Source organism: Melaminivora sp., from assembly GCF_032059615.1.
GTDB lineage: Bacteria > Pseudomonadota > Gammaproteobacteria > Burkholderiales > Burkholderiaceae_C > Melaminivora.
The window spans coordinates 34720-56458 of record NZ_DAMCAM010000009.1 but is presented as its reverse complement, the minus strand read 5'-3'; the positions used below and the strand labels follow the sequence as shown (position 1 = coordinate 56458).

Genomic DNA, 21739 nt, shown 5'->3' with positions numbered 1-21739 from the left:
GCTGCCCGCCCCCTGCCCCTTCGGCAGACACCAACCCCGCGCGTCGCAAGACCCGCGGGGTTTTTCTTTGGGCGGCCTGCGGCCTCAGCGGGCCGGGCCTGTCCTGCGCCGCCGGTGCCGCACCCAGGCCGTCAGCCACACCGCCAGGGCCAGCAGCAGCGCCAGCGCCACCAGCCCCACGGGCAGCAGCAGGGGCTGCACCTCGGCCAGGAAGGGCCGCGCGCCACCCGCCCGGGCCTGCGCCACGTCGGCGGCCGAGACCTGCAGCGCCGCGTTGCCGTGCTGCTGCAGCACGTGGTTGGCGATCTGTGCGATCTGCTCGTCCGACAGGCGGTTGACGCTGGAACGCTCGTCGAAGCGCGGCATCAGCACCTGCTTGCCGTCGACCGTGCGCTGCACGCCGAGCAGGATGGCGGCCACCAGGTTGTCCGCGCGCGCGCCGCCCGTGGCGGTGTTGTGGAACAGCGCCGGGTAGGCCTGGCCGTCGCTGCCCCGGGCGTCGGGCTGGTGGCAGCTGGCGCAGTTGCCGCTGTAGAGCTTGGCGCCGCTGTCCAGGCTGGCCAGGGCGTTGGGGCCGTCGCGTCCGCGCAAGGCGGGTTCCAGGTCATGGGCCGCGCCGCGGGCGAAGGGCGGCGTGTCGCCGCCTTCCCCCGCATGGGCCGGCACGGTGCGCAACCAGGCGGCAATGGCCTGCAGGTCGTCTTCGCGCAGGTATTGCAGGCTGTGCTCCACCGCCTCGGCCATGGGCCCGGCGGCCTGCGCCTTGCCCGGCACCTGGCCGGTGCGCAGGTACTGCACCACCTCCTGCTCGCTCCAGCCCTGCAGGCCGTTGGCGTGCGGCGTGATGTTGGGCGCGTACCAGGGCCCGAGCGGACTGCCGGCCAGCTGCAGTCCGCCCTGCTCGGCCATGAACATGTTGCGCGGCGTGTGGCAGGTGCTGCAGTGCGCCAGCGCCCGCCCCAGGTAGGCGCCGCGGTTGACCTGCTGCGACTGCCCGGCATCGGGCTCGAAACGCCGGTCGTCCAGAAACAGCGCGTTCCACACCGCCATCAGGCCGCGCACGCGAAACGGATACGGCAACCGTGTGGCCTCGGCCAGTTCCTCGTTGACGGCCTGCACGCCCAGCATGAAATAGGCGTAGAGCGCGCGCACGTCCTCGTCGGCCAGCAGCGTGTAGGCGGTGTAGGGCATGGCCGGGTACAGGTGGGCCCCATCGGCGCGCACGCCCTGACGCAGTGCGCGGGCGAACTGCTCCTCGGTGTAGTTGCCGATGCCCGCCGTGCGCGACGGCGTGATGTTGGTCGCCACGATGGCGCCCAGGGGCGAGGCGATGCTGTAGCCGCCGGCAAACGGCTTGCCGCCGCCGGGGGCGGTATGGCAGGCGGTGCAGTCGGCGGCGGTGGCCAGGTATTTGCCGCGCTCGACCAGGGCCGGGTCGGGCGCGGCGGCCGGCGCCGGCAGCGCGGCGGCCAGCAGCGCAGCGCCAGCCAGGGCGCGTGCTGCGCGCAGGGCGATGACGGTGAGGGCAGGACGCTGCATGGCGCTCACTCCTGGCGCAGCGCGCGCAGCACCGCGTCGGCCGACTTCAGGCCCAGCGCCACCATGGACAGCGTGCTGTTGACCACGCTGGCCGACGGCATGGCGCCGCCGCCGGGCAGCCACAGGTTGGCGTGGTCGTGCGCGCGGCAGTCGCCATCAACCACCGAGTCCTTCGGGTCGGCGCCCATGAGGGTGCCGCCCATGATGTGGTTGTTGGCGTTGAGCTTGTCGGTGATCTCGAACTCCACCGCGCCAAACAGCTCGCCGATGTGGCGCAGCTGCTTGTGCGACTCCTCGGCGCCGCGGCGCACGTAGTCGCCCACGTCGTAGCGGATGTCGGGGCAAGCCAGGCCGTGGCCGTCGCGGCGCGTCTCGCTCAGGGTCAGGCGGTTATTGGGGTCGGGCAGCGGTTCCAGGCTGATGGACAGGTCCACGCCGTAGGCGGCGCGGCGGCGGATCTCCTCGTCCAGCGCGCGGCCCACCAGGCCCAGCTTGAGCGCCTGCGTGGTGGCCGCGGCCACGCGGCTGATGTTGTTCAGGATGATCTTGTTGGCCGAATACTGCGAGCGGAACCAGCCATCGCGCGGGCCCACCAGGCAGCTGCTCTGCGCCGGCCCGCGCCCGGTCCAGATGGGTTCGCTGGCCAGGAAGGTGCAGTGAAAGCCCGAGTGATCCATCATGTTGCGCCCCACCTGGTCGGACGAGTTGGCAATGCCGCGCGGGTTGGCCGCGTTGGCCGCCAGCAACAGCAGGCGCGGCGTCTCCACGCCGTTGCAGGCAAAGACGAAGGCCCGGGCGCTGGCGCGGTGCGAGCGCCGCGCGCTGTCGTACCAGTGCACGGCGGTGAGGCGGTTGTTGCCGTCGGTGTCCACCTTGTAGGCCACGGCCTCGGCCAGCACCTGCGCGCCGCGCGCCTCGGCGCGCTGCACGTGGTGGATGCCGTTGTACATGGCGCCGATGGGGCAGATGGGCTGGCAGTTGTTGTTGCCGCAGCAGGCCGGGCGCTCCTGCCAGGGCACAACGTTGCGCGCCTGCGGGATGGGTACGCTGCGGTAGCCGTAGGGGTTGACCACATCGGCGAAGCGCCGGTCGCCATGGCCCCAGGGGATCATGTCCATCGGATAGGGCCGGCTGCGCTCGGCGGGCGACTGCAGCGCCGGGTCCTGCGGGCCGGCCACGCCCATTTCTTCTTCCGCCTGGCAGTAGTAGGGCTCCAGCTCGTCATAGCCGATGGGCCAGTCGCGCCCCACGCCATAGGTGCTCTGCATCTTCAGATCCACCGGCAGGTGGCGCCAGCACGAGGCCGCCCAGTGCCAGGTGGTGCCGCCGACCACGCGCAGGTAGCCCTGGGCGTAGCCGCCGCCATCGGGGCCGGTCAGGTGCACGTAGTTGTTCTTGGGGAAGTACAGCGGCGCGGGCGCCAGCGGCGACTGGGCGAACAGGCCCTGGAAGTCCGAGCCCGCGCGGTTGGCAAAGGGCATGTTGCGCCAGTTCTCCACGGCCTGCGCGCGGTCGATGCGCGGGCCGGCTTCGAGCACCAGCACCGAGTGGCCCTGGGCCACCAGCCGGTCGGCCACCATGGCGCCCACCACGCCCGAACCGACGACGACGACGTCGGCCGTGGCGTTGCCGGTGGAATCGAAGACGGGTGCGGGGGCTTTTTTCATGGTGGCGGAGGCCCGGGTGGCCAGGCGGGGAGGAGGATCGAGGGGCGAGGACGGAAGGGTGCGTGCGCTTTCAGGGCGTCAGGAAGCGCGGACGTGGCCCGAGCCCTGGGGCTCGCCGTGCGGGGTGGTTTCGGGGCGCTCCTTTTCCTCGGGCGTGCCGGTGGTGGGCGCGTGGCCGGCGGGGCGCTCGACGGGCGCGCTGACGCCGGTGGGCGGCGGCTCGCGCGTCCACCAGGCGGGGCCTGCGGGGCAGTAGGTGGGCGCGCTCATGGCGTCGCTGACCGGGCGGTACATCAGCGCATTGCGGTAGGCGACCACCGTGCCGCTGGAATCACTGCCCACGGTGCCGGTGTACCAGGCCGCGACGATGGCCAGCGCCGTCTCGCGCAGGCCGGCAGCGGCAGCGCTCTCCAGCACCGCCTCGGGCGAGGCGGCGTCCTGCGCCAGGCGGGCCAGATGCTCGCTCTGGCCGGGGAAGTCGGCCGAACGCCCGGCCATGGCCTGGTGGATGCGCGCGGCGGTTTCGGCATCGAGATCGTCGTGGCCGGTCAGGCGCTGCGACAGCGCCAGGAAGGCCGCCTGGGCGCCCGCAAGCGCGGGCCCGGCAGCCGCGGTGGCAGCGGCCGCCGGCGCGGCGCTTGCGCCCGGTTGCCAGCCGCTGGCGGCCAGCGCGGTGCCGGCGGCGGCCAGTGCCAGCGCCTCGCGCCGCGTGAGCAGCGCGGGGTGCGCCGGGCAGCAGGTCGGCCGCTGCCCCGTTTCGTCGTGCCTCATCGTGGCCAGCCCCTTTCTCCGGGCCGTGCATGCCCCTGGTGGATGCCGGGCGCGCAGCAAACCGCGCCACCGGCGGCGGGGCCTTGTGGCAACCCCGCCCTGGCGGCCCATTATGGGAAGCGGGCGAAAGCGGGTTTGTCGGAAAAGACGCCAAACCGGGCATGGGCCGGGCGGGCCCGCACCGTCACAGCAGGCGCTGCAGCAGGCTGGCGGTGGAGGCGTCCAGGCCGCTCGCGTCGCCGCTGGCCAGACGCGGCTCCAGGCCCTGGGCCAGCACCTTGCCCAGCTCCACGCCCCACTGGTCGAAGCTGTTGATGCCCCAGATCGCCCCGCAGACGAACACCCGGTGTTCGTACAGGGCAACGAGTGCGCCCAGCGCCTCGGGCGTCAGGGCGTCCAGCACCAGGAAGGTGCTGGGCCGGTTGCCGCCGAAGTGGCGGTGCGGGTTGTCCGGCGATGCGCGCCCGCGCATCAGTGCCTTGGCCTGCGCCAGCGCGTTGGCCACCAGGCGCGTGTGCTGGCCGGGCAGGTCGCGCCCGGGGCGGCGCAGGGCGATGAACTCCACGGGAATGACGTCGGGTCCCTGGTGCAGCATCTGGAAGAAGGCGTGCTGACCGTTGGTGCCCGGCTCGCCCCAGACCACCGGCGCCGTGGCGTAGGGCAGCGGCTCGCCGGCGGCGTCCACGCCCTTGCCGTTGCTCTCCATCTCCAGCTGCTGCAGATAGGCCGGCAGCCGGCGCAGACCGTGGCTGTAGGGCGCCACGCAGCGGCTGCCAAAGCCGTGGAAATTGCGATACCACACGTCCAGCAGCGCCAGCCGCACGGGCAGGTTCTGCTCCAGGGGCGCAGTGCGAAAGTGCTCGTCCATGGCGTGCGCGCCGGCCAGCAGCTGGCGGAAGTGGTCCGCGCCGATGGCAATCGCGATCGGCAGGCCGATGGACGACCACAGCGAATAGCGCCCGCCCACCCAGTCCCAGAAGCCCAGCGTGGTCTCGATGCCGAACTCGGCGGCGGCCGGCCTGTTGGTGGTCAGCGCCCAGAAGTGCCGCGCCACGTCGGTGCCACCCTGAGCAATGAACCAGTCGCGCGCGGCCTGCGCGTTGGTCATGGTCTCGGCCGTGGTGAAGGTCTTGGAGGCAATCAGGAACAGCGTGCTCTCGGGGCGCAACCCGCGCAGCAGGCTGCCCAGCTCCATGCCATCGACGTTGCTGATGAAATGCAGCGTCTTGCCCTGGGGGCGCAAGTCGTCGAGCGCCTTCACCGCCATGGACGGGCCCAGGTCGGAGCCGCCGATGCCGATGTTGACGATGTCGGTGATGGCGCTGTCGCCGCGCACCTGCTCGGCCAGGGCGAGCATGGCGTCCAGGGTGGCGTGCACTTCGCGCAGGGCATCAGCCACCAAATCTATAGCATAAAGTCCTTGACCTGCCTTGGTTTGCGGCGGTTTTCGCAACAACCAGTGCATGACCGCGCGGCCTTCGGTGTGGTTGATGGCCGCGCCGGCGAACATGGCGTCGCGCTGCTGCTGCACCCCGCACTCGCGCGCCAGCTGCAGCAGCAGCGCCTCGGCGCGCACGTCGATCAGGTTTTTGGACAGGTCGGCATACACGTGCGGCGCCTGCTGGCTGAAGTGGCGCACGCGGGCAGCGCCCTCGGCGTCGAACGCCGCGCCCAGGTCGAAGCAGCGCCCCACCCGGGCGTAGTGCGCCTGCAGCCGCCCCCAGGCGGTGGTGCGGTCGCAGCGCGTGCGCGGGTCGGCGTGGGCAACAGGCGCCGCGCTCATGCCGCCGCTGCCGCCTGCATGAGCTGCTCCAGCTTCGCCGCGTCCGCGGCAAAGGCGCGGATGCCCTCGGCCAGTTTTTCGGTGGCCATGGCGTCCTGGTTGAGCGCATAGCGAAAGCCCGGCTCGTCATAGTGCACGGGCTCAAGCTGCAGGGTGCGCGCGGTGTCGGCGTCGAGCACGCGCGCCAGCGGCGCGTCGCTGGCCTGCAGCTGGGCCATGAGCTCGGGCGCGATGGTCAGCAGGTCGCAGCCGGCCAGGGCCGTGATCTGGCCGGCGTTGCGAAAGCTCGCACCCATGACCTCGGTGGCGATGCCGAAGTGCTTGTAGTGCTGGTAGATGGCGCGCACGCTCTGCACGCCCGGGTCGTTCTCGCCGGCCATGGCGGCCTCGTCCCAGCTGCTGCCGGCCTGCTTCTTGTACCAGTCGTAGATGCGGCCGACGAAGGGCGAGATCAGCTGCACCCGGGCCTGCCCGCAGGCCACGGCCTGGGCGAAGGAAAACAGCAGCGTCAGGTTGGTGCGGATGCCGCGCTGCTCTAGCAGGCGCGCGGCCTCGATGCCCTCCCAGGTGGCGGCGATCTTGATCAGCACGCGCGCCGGGTCCACGCCTTCGGCCCGGTACAGCGCGATCAGACGCTCGGCGCGCTCGACGGTGGCCGCCGTGTCGAACGACAGGCGGGCATCGACCTCGGTGGACACGCGCCCGGGGATGAGCTGCAGGATCTCGCAGCCAAAGCGCACGATGAGCCGGTCCATCAGCGCGTCGATGTGCTGGCCGGCGCCGCCGGCCACGGCCTGCGCCAGCAGCGGCGCGTACTCGGGCTTTTGCACGGCCTTGAGGATCAGCGACGGGTTGGTGGTCGCATCCTGCGGCTGGAACTGCGCGAGCTGGCGGAAGTCGCCCGTGTCGGCGACCACGGTGGTGTACTGGCGCAGGGCCTCAAGCTGGTTCATCTGGACACATCCCTCATCAAATCATGGGCGGGGCCACCCGTGAACGGCCGGCCCTCTGGATAAGCGCAGGCAGTGTATGCCGCCTGCCTTGCGCCGCCCTGTCGGCCAGGGCCGCACATGAAACTCGATAACATGCCCGGCCATGAGCTTTGACCTGGTCCTTTTCGGCGGCACGGGCGACCTGGCCTGGCGCAAGCTGCTGCCCGGCCTGCTGCAGGCGCACCGCCACGGCACGCTGCCCGCGGGCGGACGCATCATCGGCGTGGCGCGCGAGGAGCTGAACGACGCGCAGTACCGTGCCCTGATCCGGGAGCGCCTGGCCGAGGTGGACAGCGACAAGCGCCCGAGCCCACAGGAATCGGCGCGCTTTGCCGCCCTCCTGCACTACCAGCGCATGGACCTGACCCAGCCGGGCGACTACGCGCGCCTGAAGGCGCGGCTGGACGAACGCGGCGCCGACGTGGTTGTCATGTACCTGGCCACGGCCCCGCAGCTGTTCACCACCGCCTGCGAGCAGCTGGACGCCGCGGGCCTGGCCACGCCCCGCACCCGCGTGGTGCTGGAGAAGCCCCTGGGGCACGACCTGGCCTCCAACCAGGCCATCAACGCCGCCGTGCGCGCCGTCTTCGGCGAGCAGCAGATCTTCCGCATCGACCACTACCTGGGCAAGCCGTCGGTGCAGAACCTGCTGGCGCTGCGCTTTGGCAATGCGCTGTTCGAGCCCTGGTGGCGGCGCGAGACCATCGCCAGCATCGAGATCACCATCGCCGAGCAGCTGGGCGTGGAGGCGCGTGGCGCCTTCTACGACCAAACCGGCGCCCTGCGCGACATGGTGCAGAACCACGCACTGCAGCTGCTGTGCGCCATCGCCATGGAGCCGCCCATCAACGCCGATGCCGACGCCATCCGCGATGAAAAGCTGAAAGTCCTGCGCTCGCTCCTGCCCTGGACGCCCGAGCGCCTGACCCAGGACGTGGTGCGCGGCCAGTACGGCGCCGGGCAGCTGGCCGGGCAGGCCGTGCCCGCCTACCGCGGCGAGACGGGCGTCGCCCCGGACAGCACCACCGAGACCTTCGTCGCCCTGCGCACCGGCATCGCCAACTGGCGCTGGGCGGGCGTGCCCTTCTACATCCGCACCGGCAAGCGCCTGGCCGCACGCGAGGCGCACATCGCCATCCACCTGCGGCCCACGCCACACCCCATCTACCGCACGCCGCTGGTGTGCGGCGCGAACCGCCTGGTCATTCACCTGCAACCGCGCGACGGCCTGGCGCTGCACCTGTTGGCCGCCGCGCACGAACCGCGCGCCGGCGCGGGCGCGCTGGACGCGCCGGCGCTCACGCCCGTGCAGCTGGACCTGGACTTCGACCAGCGCTTCGGCGCCGAGCGCGTGGGCGCCTACGAGCGGCTGCTGCTGGACGTGATCGACGGCCGGCTGAACCTGTTCGTGCGCGCCGACGAGCAGGAGGCGGCCTGGCAATGGGTCGAACCCATCCTGCAGCTGTGGCGCCAGCAGGACGCGCGCGGCGAGCGCCCGCGCCCCTATGCCCCCGGCACCTGGGGCCCGGGCGCGGCCAGCGCCCTGGTGGCGCGCGACGGCAATACCTGGGCCGAGGAATGCTAGAGCGCATCACCGCCTCGCTGCCGTCGCTGGCACCGGCCGAGCAGCGCGTGGCCCGCCTGGTATTGGCCGACCCGCGCGCCTTCGCCCGCCTGCCGGTGCGCGAGCTCGCCGCACGCGCCCAGGTCAGCAAGCCCACGGTGGTGCGCTTTTGCCGCAGCATGGGCTATGGGGGCCTGGCCGACTTCAAGCTGCGCCTGGCCGGCAGCGTGAGCGAGGGCGTGCCCTTCATCCACCGCAGCGTCGATTCGGGCGACGGCACGGGCGAGGTGCTGGTCAAGGTGGTGGACAACGCCGTGGCGGCCTTCCTGCAATACCGCAATGCCGCCAGCGTCCAGGCGCTGGACCGCGCCGCCGAAGCGATCGCCGCGACCTGGCAGACCGGGCGGCGCATCGAGTTCTACGGCGCGGGCAACTCGGGCATCGTGGCGCAGGACGCGCAGCACAAATTCTTTCGCTTGGGCATCACCAGCATCAGCACGAGCGACGGGCACATGCAGGTCATGAGCGCGACGCTTTTGCAGCCGGGCGACTGCGCCGTGATCATCAGCAACTCCGGCCGCACGCGCGACCTGATGGACGCGGCCGACATCGCGCGCCGGCGCGGCGCAACGACGATCGCCATCACGGCCAGCGGCTCGCCCCTGGCGCACTCGTGCCAGATCCACCTGGCGGCCGACCACCCGGAGGGCTACGACCGCTACAGCCCCATGGTCTCGCGCCTGTTGCACCTGCTGGTCATCGACGTGCTGGCCACGCGCGTGGCGCTGCGCATCGGCAGCGCGCTGCAGCCGGTGCTGCAGCAGATGAAGAACAACCTGCGGGCCAAGCGGTATACCTGACGGCCCGTTTTGCCATGGGATTGATGGCTGCCTGGGCCCGAGTCTCAGCGGGCATGGCTCCCTCCCCCTCTGGGGGAGGGTTGGGGTGGGGGCCAGCGAGGGCGGTCTCGTGACGCGTTGCGCCAGAACCAGTCAGCCCCCATCCCAACCTTCCCCCAGAGGGGGAAGGAGGCGAAGTCTCAACCCGCGCGGCCGTAGGTCGCCGTGAAGCTGGCCTTGGCCAGCGTGTGCGCGTTGACGTTGAAGCCGGCCAGCGCTGCCGGCGCGTCGTCGGGCACGTCGATGCGTTCGACCGACAGCGCGTGCACGGTAAAAATGTAGCGGTGCGGCTTGTCGCCTGGCGGCGGGCACATGCCGCCCCAGGCGTACTGGCCGTAGTCGTTGCGGATATGGCGCGCGCCCGCGGGCAGGCTGGCACCGCCCCTGGCGCCAGCGTCGGCGGCCAGTTCGGTGGTGCCGGCCGGCAGGTCGATCACGTACCAGTGCCAGAAGCCCGAGCCGGTGGGGGCGTCCGGGTCGTAGCAGGTCACGGCAAGGCTTTTCGTGCCCTCGGGCGCGCCGCGCCAGCGCAGCACGGGCGAGCGGTTCTCGCCGCCGCAGCCGAAGTCGTCGAATTCGAAGCGCGCATCGATGCTGGCGCCGTCGGCAATGTCGGGGCTGCTCAGGCTGAAGTTCTGGTTCATGGTGGGTTCCTTTCCGGGGGTCTCGGGCCGATCGCCGGGCGATCAGCGGTCGGTGAAACGCTGCGTGCTGTAGCGGCTGTCCGGCAGGCGCGCCAGCAGCGGCAGGCCGGTGGCAGTATCGCGCGGCTGCTGCGCCATCCAGTCCAGCAGCAAATCGGCGTCCAGCACGCCGATGTCCAGCCGGCGCTCGGGCGGCACGCCGGCCAGGGTCAGGTTGCGGTCGCCGCCGCGCGCGGTGTATTGCGGCACGAACAGGCGGTACATGCGCGTGGCGTTCAGCGCGTCCCAGCTGTCGCTGGCCGGGTCGTGCACCTGCAGCCCGCTGATGCGCTCGCCGCGCGGGCGGCTCGCGTCCACCTCGAAACGCAGGCCGGCGGCATAGGGGTAGGGCCCGGTGGAGCCGCCCGGCCCCCACACGGCCTCGATGCCGTCTTCGAGCATGCCCTTGAGCTCGGCGCCGCTCACGGTGAGGCGCCACAACGTGTTGCCAAAGGGCAGCACGCCGATGACCTGCCCGGCCGTGACGGTACCCAGGAGCGGCGTGCGCACGCCGCCGCCGTGCTGCAGCGCCACGTCGGCGCCGCCGTAGCGCAGGCGCGCCACGTCCAGGTAGGCCTGGGCGACGAGCTGCTGGATGTCGCCGCCGTAGCGATCGACATGCCCTTCGGCGTTGCAGGCGGCGCTGGAGCGGCCCCAGTCCACGCTGCCCGGCCCGCCCGGCACGCGGCGCGCGCACAGCTCCCAGGGCACCACGGCCACGGGCGTGCGCGCAAATGTGGCCACGCGTGCCTCGAAGGGCGCCAGCGCCGCCAGGGCCGCGGCCGAGGGCTCTGTCACACGCAGAAAGCCCGTGGCCGCGCGGCTGGCGGCCAGCTGCTGCGCCAGTGCAGGCGCTGGCTCCCGGCCGTCCACGCGCATGGCCTCGCCCACCAGCACATGCGCCGTGCCGCTGCACGACAGCACGTTGCCGCGCGCATTGAACGCCACGCGCAGCTCGCCCAGCACCTGCGAGAACTCGGCCGCCTGCACCACGCAGACCGGCTGGCCGTCGGCATTGCGCGTGCGCACCGGGTAGTCCGCCGTGGGCGTGCCCAGGCCGGCCTGCGCCATGGCGGGCGGGCCCAGCAGGGTGTGCGAGTCGCCACCGACGATGACGTCCACCCCGCGCAGGCGCGCGGCCAGACGCAGCTCGGCCTCGTGGCCGACGTGGCTCAGGAGGATGATCTTGTCGATGCCGCGCGCCGTGAGGCGGTCGATCTCGCGCTGGGCGGCCGTGGCCTCGTCCTCGAAACGTGTGCCCGGGTCAGGCGCGGAGGACACCTGGGTCTTGTAGGCCACGGTCAGGCCGACGATGCCGATGCTCTGCCCGCCGCGCCGCACGACCACCGAGGGCCGCACCCTGCCGGGCGCGCGGCTCTCGTGCAAGGCGGAGGCCGCACCGAACTGCACATTGGCACTGAGTACCGGCACGGGGCAGCGGCCGGCGGCCAGGCGGTCCAGAAAGCCCTTGAGCACCGCATCACCCTTGTCGAACTCGTGGTTGCCCAGGGTGAAGGCGTCGAAGCAGGCCGTCTCCATGAGGGCTGCGTCGGCCTCGCCCGGGGCGCCGGCGCGCTCGAAGTACAGGGTTCCGGTCAGCGCGTCGCCGGCGTGCAGCCTGAGCACGTGGGGACCGGCGGCGGCGGACAGCGCCTCCAGCGCGCCGACCACGCGGGCGAAGCCGCCAACCTCCATGGTCACGGGCACGCGCCGGCCGCTGCCGTCATCGAGCTGCGCGGTGGCGGTGCGCGGCTGCAGGTGGGAGTGGTGGTCGTTGATGTGCAGTACCGTGAGCTCGAAGGCGGGGTTGTTGGCCAGCGGCTGCACGGGGCCAGAGCCGCCGCAGCCGGCAAGCAGGGTGCCCAGGGCCAGGGCCGCCAGGGCCGCTAGGCGGGAGAGGGAGCCGGAATCCCCTGCCGCCTTCCAGGCTGCGGCTCCCTCCCCCAGCGGGGGAAGGAGCCGGAGAGCGAAGCGCAGCTTGGCCGCAAGCATTTCAATTTTCATAGCTGCACGCCCTTTACCACCAACGTCTTGCGGCGTTTTTCATACATATTCAATGGTCTGCGGAATCGATCCTCCCCTCCTGCACCGCATGGCAGGCCACCTGCGTGCCATCGCCTGCGTCCAGCAGCTGCGGGCGCTCGGCGCGGCAGCGCTCGTTGGCCCAGGGGCAGCGCGGGTTGAAGGCGCAGCCGCTGGGCGGGTTGAGCGGATTGGGCACCTCGCCTTGCACGGGCGTACGCGCGCGGCCGGTGTCGTGCATTTTGGGGATGGCGTCCAGCAGCATGCGCGTGTAGGGGTGGCGCGGCGCGGCAAAGAGCGGGGCCTTGTCCGCCAGCTCAACCAGCCGGCCCAGGTACATCACGCCGACGCGGTCGCTCACGTGGCGCACCACGGCCAGGTTGTGGCTGATGAAGAGGTAGGTCAGGCCCCGCTGGCGCTGCAGGTCCTTCATGATGTTGAGCACCTGCGCCTGCACCGATACGTCCAGCGCGCTGGTGGGCTCGTCGCAGACCAGGAACTCGGGCTCGGTGGCCAGCGCCCGGGCGATCGAGATGCGCTGGCGCTGCCCGCCCGAGAACTGGTGCGGAAACTTGGCCATGTCCTGCGGCGACAGGCCCACGGACTGCAGCAGCTGGCCCACGCGCTCGGCAAGCTCGGCCTTCGCGCTCAGGATGCCGTGCTCGCGCAGCGGCTCGGCGATGATGTCGGCCACCTTCCAGCGCGGGTTCAGGCTGGCGTAGGGGTCCTGGAAGATCATCTGGATGCGCCGGCGCAGCGCCTTGGCGTCGCTGCCCCTGTAGAGGGCATGGGCGTCCTGGCCGTCGAAGGCAAAGCCGCCACGCGTGGGCTCGTACAGGCCCACCAGCAGCCGCGCCACCGTGCTCTTGCCGCAGCCCGACTCGCCCACCAGAGCCAGCGTCTGGCCGCGTTCGATGTCGAAACCCACGCCGTCCACGGCGTGCAAAAAGGTGCGCGGCCGGCGCTCGAGCACGCGGTTGAGCCAGGGCGCCGAGACGTCGAACGTCATGGCCAGGTCGCGCGCCTGCACCAGCGGCGCCCTTCCTGCCCCCTCCCCCCCCGGGGAAGGGTTGGGGTGGGGGCCAGCGCCGCTTGCTCCACCACCACCGCCTGCCACGAGGCCGGCCCCCATCCCGGCCTTCCCCCAGAGGGGGAAGGAGTTGAAGCCAGAAGGGAGATGCGGTTCGCTCATGCGAGCTCCTTGCGGTAGGCGGCGTGCAGCCAGCACGCGGCCCGGGTGGCGCCAGCCGGCAGCAGGTCGGGGCGCTCGATGCGGCAGCGCTCGAACGCGTGCGGGCAGCGCGGGTTGAAGGCGCAGCCGGGCGGGATGGCATTCAGGCGCGGCATGGCACCGTCAATCTGGGCCAGGCGCTCGCGCTCGCTGTCCATGTCGGGAATCGAGGCCATCAGGCCGGCGGTGTAGGGGTGCGCCGGCCGGTTGATGACCTCGTGCACCGGGCCGATCTCGGCGATGCGCCCGGCGTACATCACGGCCACGCGGTCGCAGGTCTCGGCGATCACGCCCATGTCGTGCGTGATCAGCATGACGGCGGCGCCGCGCGAGCGGCAGATGTTTTTCAGCAGCTGGATGATCTGCGCCTGAATGGACACGTCCAGCGCCGTGGTCGGCTCGTCGGCCACGATCAGCTGCGGCTCGGCGGCCAGCGCCAGGGCGATGACCACGCGCTGGCGCATGCCGCCGGAGAACTGGTGCGGGTAGTGCTCGATGCGCTGCTCGGCGGCGGGGATGCCGGTGTCCCTGAGCAGCTGCACCGCGCGCTCACGCGCCTCGGACGCGCTCACCGGCAGGTGCGTGCGGATGGTCTCGACGAGCTGCTGGCCCACGGTGTAGAGCGGGTTGAGCGAGGTCAGCGGGTCCTGGAAGATGGCGCCGATGCGCTTGCCGCGGATATGACGCATCTTCTCGTGCGGCAGGTGGTCGATGCGCTCGCCCTGCAGCAGGATCTGCCCGCCCGCCACACGCCCGGGGGGTTCGAGCAAGCCGATGATGGATGCGCCGGTGAGCGATTTGCCCGCGCCGGACTCGCCCACCACGCCCAGGATTTCGCCCGGTGCGATGGAAAAGCTCACGTCGTCCAGCGCACGGAGCAGGCCGCGCCGGCTGGGGAATTCGACGATCAGGTGGTTGACTTCGAGAAGAGACATGGTGGCGCCCGTTTCAACGCAGGCGAGGATTGAGCGCATCGCGCAGCCAATCCCCCAGCAGGTTCACCGACAGCGCGATCAATACCAGCATGACCCCGGGAAAGACGGTGATCCACCACTCGCCGGAAAACAGGTAGTCATTGCCGATGCGGATCAGCGTGCCCAGCGACGGCGAGGTGGGCGGCGCGCCCACGCCCAGGAACGACAGCGTGGCCTCGGTGATGATGGCCGTGGCCACCTGGATGGTGGCCAGCACCATGACCGGCCCCAGCACGTTGGGCAGTACGTGCCGGCGCATGATGCGCCTCGCCGGCACGCCCGTGACGCGCGCGGCCTGTACGTATTCCTTGCTGCGCTCGACCAGCGTGCTGCCGCGCACCGTACGCGCGTACTGCACCCAGCCCGTGAGCGAGATCGCCAGGATCAGCACGCCAAAGGCGAGCGACTCGGGCGCGTCCGGGAACACCGCGCGGCCCACGCCGGCAATCAGGAGCGCGATCAGGATGGCCGGAAACGACAGCATCACGTCGCACAGGCGCATCAGCACGGCATCGACCCAGCCGCCGGCAAAGCCGGCCCACAGGCCCAGCGCCACGCCCACGACCACCGAGATCGCCACCGACGCCAGACCCACGATCAGTGAGATGCGCGCGCCGTAGATCAGCGCCGAGAGGATGTCGCGCCCCTGGTCGTCGGTGCCCAGCAGGTACTTGGTGCTGCCACCCTCGATCCAGGCGGGCGGCAGCCGCGCATCGCCCAGCTCCAGCGTGGCCAGGTCGAAGGGGTTGTGCGGCGCCACCCAGCCGGCGAACAGCGCGCAGACGATGCACACGGCAGCGATCACGGCCGCCAAAATGGCCATGGGCGAGGAGCGGAAGCTGTAGGCGACGTCGCTGTCGTACCAGCGCGAGAGGGTGGGGATCATTGCAAGATCGAAGGGGTCTTGGTTTTTGCTCCTTCCCCCTCTGGGGGAAGGTGGGGATGGGGGCTGTCGGGCAATGATGTGCGCGCGGCTTGTGTGGCAAGCGTCGCTGGCCCCCACCCCCACCCTCCCCCAGAAGGGGAGGGAGGAAGAGAAAACAGCGCTGCGGATCGGAAGGAGCTCATCTGTCCACCTTCAGGCCGCCGCCAGCGGCAGGGCCTGCTCCACCAGGCTGGCGTGCAGCGCCGCCCCCAGGGGCAGGATGTCGTCGTTGAAGTCGTAGCGGCTGCTGTGCAGCAGGCTGTGGCCGGCGCCCATGCCCTGGCCCAGACGCAGGTAGGCACCCGGCCGGGCCTGCAGCATGAAGGAGAAATCCTCCGCGCCCATGCTGGGCTCGAGGTCGCGTTCCACGCAGTCCGCGCCCACCAGGGCCGCCGCCACATCGCCGGCAAAGCGTGCCTCGGCCAGGGTGTTGATGGTGGCCGGGTAGATGCGCTCATAGCGTACGGTGGCGGTGGCACCAAAGCCCAGGGCGATGGCGCTGGCCAGCTCCTTGATGCGCTGCTCGACCATGTCCTGCACGGCCGGGTCGAAGGCACGCACCGTGCCTACCAGAGTCGCCGTGCCGGGCAGCACGCTGAAGGCGCCCAGGTCGCCCGCCTGCACGGCGCACAGGCTGATGACGGCGCTGTCCAGCGGGCGCACATTGCGCGAGACGATGCCCTGCACCGCGGTGATGATGTGCGCTGCCACCAGCACCACGTCCACCGTCTGGTAGGCATGCGCGCCATGGCCGCCGCGGCCGGCAATTTCGATGGTGACGCGGTCGGCGGCGGCCATCATGGCGCCGTCGTTCAGGCCCACGGTGCCGGGCTTCATGGCGGGCCAGTTGTGCATGGCGTACACGGCCCCCACCGGCCAACGCTCGAACAGGCCGTCCTCGATCATCACGCGCGCGCCGCCCAGGCCTTCCTCGCCCGGCTGAAAGATCAGCACCGCCGTGCCGTCGAAGTCGCGCGTGGCGGCGAGATACCGCGCCGCACCCACCAGCATGGCCGTGTGCCCGTCGTGACCGCAGCCGTGCATCAGGCCGCTTTTGGCCGAACGCCAGGGAAAGTCGTTGTGCTCGGTCATGGGCAGCGCGTCCATGTCGGCGCGCAGGCCGATCATGGCTTTGCTGCCGCGCCCACGGCCGTGGATGATGCCGACCAGGCCGGTCTTGCCGATGCCCTCGTGGATCTCGTCGACGCCGCACGCGCGCAGGGCTTCGCGCACCCGGGCGCCGGTATAGACCTCCTCGAAGCCGAGCTCCGGGTGGGCGTGCAGGTCACGGCGCAGCGCGGTGAGTTCGGGGTGGAACCGGGCGATCTGGGCAAAGGCGCGCCCCCCCGCCTTGTAGCGTTGCTGTGTCTGCATGGTTTTCAGTGCCCCGCCGCCCGGCCCGAGACGCGCAGGCGCGGATCGACGGCGAAATACAGCAGATCCACCACCAGGTTGATGACGACGAAGATCAGCGCGATCAGACACAGGTAGGCAGCCATGACCGGGATGTCGGCGAAGGTGACGGCCTGGATGAACAGCAGCCCCATCCCGGGCCACTGGAATACCGTCTCGGTGATGATGGCAAAGGCGATCAGGCCGCCGATCTGCAGGCCGGTGATGGTCATGACCGGTACCAGCGTGTTCTTGAGCGCATGGCCGAAGTGGATGGCCCGGTCGGTGAGGCCGCGCGCGCGCGCAAACTTGATGTAGTCGGTGCGCAGCACCTCCAGCATCTCGGCGCGCACCAGCCGCATGATGAGGGTGAGCTGGAAGATGGCCAGGGTGACCGCCGGCAGCACCAGGTGGTGCCAGCCCCTGGGGCTGAGCAGACCGGTGCTCCACCAGCCCAGTTGCGTCACCTCGCCGCGCCCGTAACTCGGAAACCAGCCCAGCGTGACCGAGAAGATCAGGATCAGCAGGATGCCGATCAGGAAGGTCGGCAGCGACACCCCCAGCAGCGACAGCGTCATGAAGACCTGGCTCAGAAAGCTGCCGCGCCTGAGCGCCGCATACACCCCCATGGGGATGCCCACCAGCAGCGCGATGACGGCGGCCACCAGGGCCAGTTCGAACGTCGCCGGGAAGCGCTCGGCGATCAGGCGCGAGACCTTGGCACCCTGGCGCAGGCTGAGACCGAATTCGCCCTGCGCCGCGTTCAGCAGGAAGTGCCAGAACTGCACGACGAAGGGCTGGTCCAGGCCGAGGGAGGCGCGCAGCTCGGCGATCTGCTCGGGCGTGGCGTCCTGCCCAAGCAGGATGACCACCGGGTCGCCCACGAACTGAAACAGCATGAAAGCGACGAAGGCCACCGTGACCATGACGACCACGGCCTGCGCGAGGCGGCGAAGAATGAAGGCAAGCATGGGGGCCTTACTATGCCGCAGGCGGCCGGGGCATTTTCGCTAGGGAAAGCCCCGTGGCGCAGAGCAGCCGGCAGACCTATCGGCCGCCCAAAATGGAAAACCTCCCGAGGAGGGAGGTTTTGGCGATGTCGTAGCGGGGCCGGCGGCCCCGCCGGGTCATCAGAAGCGGTGGCGCAGGCCGGCCGTGAAGCCGGTGCGGTTGCGGGCGCCGTTGGAGTCCAGCGCCATTCCGCCGCCGCCGTTGACTTTGGTGTGATCCACGGCCGCATAGACATCGGTGCGCTTGGAGAAAGCGTAGTCCACCACACCCACCAGGAAGTGGGCCTTGCCGTTGAAGGCACCCGAGGCTGAGCCGCTCTGGCGCGCGTGGTAGTAGTGCAGGCCAGCATTCATCTGCGGCGTGACCTGGTAGCCGAAGCCCACCTTGTACATCTGGCGCTTGTTTGCGTGGTTGATCATGTTGGCAGGGTTGCCGCCGGTTCCCGGATTGGTGTTGTCACCCGGCATGAACCCGCCGTTGGAAGAGCCCGACCAGTAGTTGGACAGCAGCGCGCTGTCGATCACACCGGCCGTGCCCATGACGAAGGCATCCTTGCGCTTGTTTTCGGCATAACCGGCGTTCACGTAGATCGGACCGCTTCTGTAGGAGCCGCCCAGGGTCCAGGCGTCGACCCGGGTGCCGCCCGGCAAGGTCGAGCGCTGGTAGCCACCGCCGGCGGCGAACGGGCCAGCACCGTAGCGCAGATAGCCGCCAGCAGTCTTGACGGCCCCTGCCCCACTCGCGGCGGCACCCATTCTGTCTACCGTGTTGCCTTCGTCGAAGGAGTACTGCAAGGCGCCACGCAGTGCGCCGAACTCCGCCGTGTACTTGATCATGTTGCTGGCGCGTGCGCCCAGCGACATCCCGATTTCCGGCTTGTACGCGTCCATGTAGGGCGAGTACGGGAACGAGGCGTAGGTGGAGGTCACCACATCGAACAACACGTTGAACTGGCGACCCATCGTGATGCGGCCAAAGCTGCTGCTTTGCAGGCCGACCCAGGACTGCTGGAAGAACGGGGTGGAAACGGAGCCGCTGTCGGCGTCGATGCGGTTTTCCAGGTTGGCGATTGCCTTGAGCCCACTGCCCAGGTCCTCGGTCACATTGATGCCCCAGCGGCTTTGCGACATGCCGCCGCCAACCATGCGGGTGACGGACCGGTCGGCGGCAGGGCCCTCGTGGTTGGTGTGACGCACAGCCACGTCAACGATGCCATACAGCTGGACGCTGCTGCCACCGGTTTGCGCGTGCAGCAGGGGAGCCGTGACCGCAAGGGCGGCCAGGGCGGCAGTTTTCTTGACCAAAGGACGCATGGTGGGAGTCTTTCTTACAGAAGGAGGAGAAGAGGCTCCATTCTTAAAAATGCCCCCAAAGGGGACAAGACAGCGTCGGCATCCTCGCCACAGGCATTTACCCTAGGTTTTGTTACGTAGGAGAGGGATGGAGACATAAAAAAACCGCCACCCGGAGGTGGCGGTTTCTGCTCTAGGTAAAGCTGGGCAAGCCAGCCTTTTCCTTAGAAGGAGTGACGCACGCCCAGCGACAGGCCGGTCTGGTTGTTGCCAACGCCAGGACCCGCATTGGCCACACCCGTGCTGGCCAGGGCCAGGTTGGAGTTGTTCTTGTTGCGGATGTGTGCCAGCGTGCCGTACACGGCAGTGCGCTTGGACAGGTTGTGCACGTAACCCAGGCTCAGCTGGTGTGCCTTGCTGTCGATGGCCTTCTGGTCGTACAGGGCGTACTGGATGCGGAACTGGCCAGCACCCACGGGAGCTGCAGCGCCGATCAGGTAGGCATTGACCTTGTTGTCGGTGGTGCCGGTGGCCGTGGGGATGCTCTTGAAGCGGGTCTGCTGTGCCATGGCGCTGATCTTGGCCATGCCTGCATCGTAGGCGACGCCCAGCGAGTACATGTCCTTCTTGCCGTCAGCCAGGGGAGCGAAAGCGTTCGTGTAGAGCACGTCGCGGCGGTCCAGGGCACCGGTGATGCTGAAGGGGCCGTTGTCATAGGCCACGAAACCACCCATGTAGCGGCCAGCGTGGCCACCGGCGGTGCGCTCGTCAAGGCCATAGCCCAGGCCAGCGGTGAAACCACCGAAGTTGGGGGTGTAGTAAGCCAGCATGTTGCTCTGGCGGAAGCCGTTGGCGTCGGCGTTGTCAGCAGCGACAGCAGCAGGCGTCAGGTTGGACACCTGGCTCCAGGTGTTCCAGCCCATGAACTGGCCGATGCCGACCTGGCCGAACACGTCGTACGAGCTGACCTTGGTGTAGGAAGGCACCAGGTCGCGGCCCAGGCGCACTTCACCGAAGTTGCCCATCAGGCTGACCGTGGAGCGACGCTTGAAGGCGAAGCCGGGACCAGCGCCAGCGCCGGTGCCGTTGCCGTCGTCGTTGGACACGGCGCCTTCCAGCCAGAAGCCTGCCTTCAGGCCACCGCCGAGGTCTTCCACGCCGCGGAAGCCCAGACGGCTCGTGGCGTTGCCGCTGTGGCCCATGCCCGTCATGCTCTTGCCGGCGGCGGTTGCATGGTTCACGTGGGTGACGTTGGCGTCAACGATACCGAACAGGGTGACCGACGACTGGGCCATCGCGGTGCCGGAGGCGGCCAGCACTGCCAGGGCAATCAGGGATTTCTTCATTGCGAGTTACTCCAAGGTTAAACAGAGGGCCACGGATCTCTAGGGGGCTCATGTGCGGGGGCGCTGCCCGTGCATGTCCTTGCCGGCTCCCCGGGCCAACCTCCTGGGGGGAAGTTGGAGGCTATTGCAACAGAGCAGCCTGGGTTACGCAAAGAAATTCCCGCACAATCGGCCGGAAAGCGGCGTTTCGTTGCTCGAGTGCAACATTGCCCTCGGACCCGCAAAAGCCCTCTGTCGTTGCGCCCAACCGGCAGCAGGCGCATTGTCCTTGCGCCGCCCATCCCCACCTGGGCTTTTTCAGCCACCCGGACCACCATGGATGCCCTGTTGATTGCTGCGGACACCGCCCTGCGCACCCTGTTTGCCTCTCCCGCCGCCGCCGAGGCCTCGCCGGCCCGGCAGGTGCAGGAGCAAGACGAGCTGTCGCCTGAAGACAAGCGTCTCTCCGGCGCCTTGATGCGCGTCAACCACGTGGGCGAAGTATGCGCTCAGGCGCTCTACGTCGCCCAGGCGTGCGTGACGCGCGATGCGGCGCTGCGCCGCGACCTGATGCAGGCCGCGCGCGAGGAGACCGACCACCTGGCCTGGACGCGCGAGCGCCTCGATGCGCTGGGCAGCCGGCCCAGCCTGCTCAACCCGTTGTGGTTCGGCGGCGCCTTTGCCATCGGCCTCGCGGCCGCGCGCGTGAGCGACCGGACAAGCCTCGGCTTCGTCGCCGAGACCGAGCGCCAGGTCTCGCAGCACCTGCAGGGCCACCTGAAGCGGCTGCCGGCGCAGGACCGCGCCTCGCGCGCCGTGGTGGCGCGCATGCAGGCCGACGAGGAGCGCCACGCCACCAAGGCGCAGGCGGCCGGCGCGCTGACCCTGCCCCTGCCCGCGCGCTGGCTGATGCGCGCCGCGGCCCGGGTCATGACCACCACGGCGCACTACGTGTGAGGAAAGGACGGGACGCTCTTGCGTCCTGTCGCTGGCTGCCGATTACGCCTCGACCAGTTCGAAGCCGGTGGTGATCTGCGCCGTCTTGCCCAGCATGATGCTGGCCGAGCAGTATTTCTCGTGGCTCAGGGCGATGGCGCGCTCCACCGCCTCGCGCGAAAGGCCCTTGCCGGTCACGGTGAAATGCATGTGGATGTGCGTGAACACCTTGGGCTCGGTCTCGGCACGCTCGGCCGACAGGCGCACGCTGCAGCCGCGCACGTCGTGGCGGCCGCGCTGCAGGATCAGCACCACGTCGTAGGCGGTGCAGCCGCCGGTGCCGGCCAGCACGGTCTCCATGGGCCGCGGCGCGAGGTTTTGTCCTCCCAGGTGCGGGCGGGCGGCGTCGGGCGCGCCGTCCATGGCCAGGACGTGGCCGCTGCCGGTCTCCGCGATGAAGCCCATGGCCGACTGCGTGCCGGCGGCGCCGGTCCAGCTGACGGTGCATTCCATTCGATGTTCTCCAGAAATTGGCTGTGAATTGGCTGTTGTCTGACAGGGCATTTTGCTGCAACGCAGCAAACCCCGCGCTACAATCCGCCCCACGCGTTGACCGTACAAGCCCTGCCAGGCGCAGGGGCGGCCCGCACCATTTGTCTCCTCCATCTCCTCAAAGGATGGATTCAGCCCTGGGCCTTACCGCCCGGGGCTTTTTTTTGGCTCCGGTTTTTTG

The 21739-nt window shown here is 70.0% G+C and carries 18 protein-coding genes; 3 read left to right on the top strand and 15 right to left on the bottom strand.

Annotation, left to right across the window (positions count from 1 at the left end; all coding sequences use genetic code 11):
• Positions 1-84: 84 nt before the first annotated feature.
• The 5 genes from RT051_RS03500 to tal form a co-directional block, all read right to left on the bottom strand.
• Positions 85-1539 (bottom strand): cytochrome c, encoded by a 1455-nt coding sequence (locus tag RT051_RS03500; protein ID WP_313071806.1) that lies wholly within the window; start codon positions 1537-1539, stop codon positions 85-87.
• Between the two features lie 5 nt (positions 1540-1544).
• A complete protein-coding gene (locus RT051_RS03495) occupies positions 1545-3206 on the bottom strand; it encodes a GMC family oxidoreductase (RefSeq protein WP_313071804.1) in 1662 nt (553 codons plus the stop codon).
• Positions 3207-3284: 78 nt separating this feature from the next.
• Positions 3285-3977, bottom strand: coding sequence for a sugar dehydrogenase complex small subunit (locus RT051_RS03490; RefSeq protein ID WP_313071801.1), 693 nt, complete (start codon positions 3975-3977; stop codon positions 3285-3287).
• A gap of 184 nt (positions 3978-4161) precedes the next feature.
• Positions 4162-5760, bottom strand: coding sequence for a glucose-6-phosphate isomerase (pgi, locus tag RT051_RS03485; RefSeq protein WP_313071797.1), 1599 nt, complete (start codon positions 5758-5760; stop codon positions 4162-4164).
• Positions 5757-6713 carry a transaldolase gene (gene tal, locus RT051_RS03480; RefSeq protein WP_313071793.1) on the bottom strand — a complete coding sequence of 319 codons (957 nt, stop codon included), beginning with the start codon at positions 6711-6713 and terminating at the stop codon, positions 5757-5759. Before tal ends, pgi begins: the two co-directional genes overlap by 4 nt.
• A gap of 142 nt (positions 6714-6855) precedes the next feature.
• Here tal and zwf point away from each other — a divergent pair, with 142 nt between their 5' ends.
• Both zwf and RT051_RS03470 read left to right on the top strand, forming a co-directional pair.
• Positions 6856-8337, top strand: coding sequence for a glucose-6-phosphate dehydrogenase (gene zwf / locus RT051_RS03475; protein WP_313071790.1), 1482 nt, complete (start codon positions 6856-6858; stop codon positions 8335-8337).
• The gene (locus RT051_RS03470) at positions 8331-9176 is read left to right on the top strand and encodes a MurR/RpiR family transcriptional regulator (RefSeq protein ID WP_313071786.1); all 846 of its coding nucleotides are present in this window, start codon (positions 8331-8333) and stop codon (positions 9174-9176) included. Before zwf ends, RT051_RS03470 begins: the two co-directional genes overlap by 7 nt.
• Positions 9177-9355: 179 nt before the next feature.
• Here RT051_RS03470 and RT051_RS03465 read toward each other — a convergent pair whose 3' ends face one another.
• The 9 genes from RT051_RS03465 to RT051_RS03425 form a co-directional block, all read right to left on the bottom strand.
• Positions 9356-9859, bottom strand: coding sequence for a YbhB/YbcL family Raf kinase inhibitor-like protein (locus RT051_RS03465; protein WP_313071782.1), 504 nt, complete (start codon positions 9857-9859; stop codon positions 9356-9358).
• 42 nt (positions 9860-9901) lie between these two features.
• The gene (locus RT051_RS03460) at positions 9902-11779 is read right to left on the bottom strand and encodes a bifunctional metallophosphatase/5'-nucleotidase (protein WP_409520529.1); all 1878 of its coding nucleotides are present in this window, start codon (positions 11777-11779) and stop codon (positions 9902-9904) included.
• A 172-nt stretch (positions 11780-11951) separates the two neighbouring features.
• Positions 11952-12929 (bottom strand): oligopeptide/dipeptide ABC transporter ATP-binding protein, encoded by a 978-nt coding sequence (locus tag RT051_RS03455; protein WP_313071835.1) that lies wholly within the window; start codon positions 12927-12929, stop codon positions 11952-11954.
• A 179-nt stretch (positions 12930-13108) separates the two neighbouring features.
• Positions 13109-14086, bottom strand: coding sequence for an ABC transporter ATP-binding protein (locus RT051_RS03450; protein WP_313071774.1), 978 nt, complete (start codon positions 14084-14086; stop codon positions 13109-13111).
• A gap of 13 nt (positions 14087-14099) precedes the next feature.
• A complete protein-coding gene (locus RT051_RS03445; protein ID WP_313071769.1) occupies positions 14100-15011 on the bottom strand; it encodes an ABC transporter permease in 912 nt (303 codons plus the stop codon).
• A gap of 192 nt (positions 15012-15203) precedes the next feature.
• Positions 15204-16424: a M20 aminoacylase family protein gene (locus RT051_RS03440; protein WP_313071765.1), complete on the bottom strand. Its 1221-nt coding sequence runs from the start codon at positions 16422-16424 to the stop codon at positions 15204-15206.
• Between the two features lie 5 nt (positions 16425-16429).
• Complete coding sequence (locus tag RT051_RS03435; protein WP_313071761.1) at positions 16430-17413, bottom strand: ABC transporter permease; 984 nt, start codon at positions 17411-17413, stop codon at positions 16430-16432.
• Between the two features lie 159 nt (positions 17414-17572).
• Positions 17573-18766, bottom strand: a complete 1194-nt coding sequence (locus tag RT051_RS03430) for a porin (RefSeq protein WP_313071756.1) — start codon at positions 18764-18766, stop codon at positions 17573-17575.
• A 203-nt stretch (positions 18767-18969) separates the two neighbouring features.
• Positions 18970-20091 carry a porin gene (locus RT051_RS03425; RefSeq protein ID WP_313071752.1) on the bottom strand — a complete coding sequence of 374 codons (1122 nt, stop codon included), beginning with the start codon at positions 20089-20091 and terminating at the stop codon, positions 18970-18972.
• 315 nt (positions 20092-20406) lie between these two features.
• Between RT051_RS03425 and coq7 the strand changes: the two genes are divergently transcribed.
• A complete protein-coding gene (coq7, locus tag RT051_RS03420) occupies positions 20407-21027 on the top strand; it encodes a 2-polyprenyl-3-methyl-6-methoxy-1,4-benzoquinone monooxygenase (protein ID WP_313071748.1) in 621 nt (206 codons plus the stop codon).
• Positions 21028-21069: 42 nt separating this feature from the next.
• Here the strand turns inward: coq7 and RT051_RS03415 are convergent, their stop codons facing one another.
• A complete protein-coding gene (locus tag RT051_RS03415) occupies positions 21070-21519 on the bottom strand; it encodes an OsmC family protein (protein WP_313071744.1) in 450 nt (149 codons plus the stop codon).
• Positions 21520-21739 lie beyond the last annotated feature (220 nt).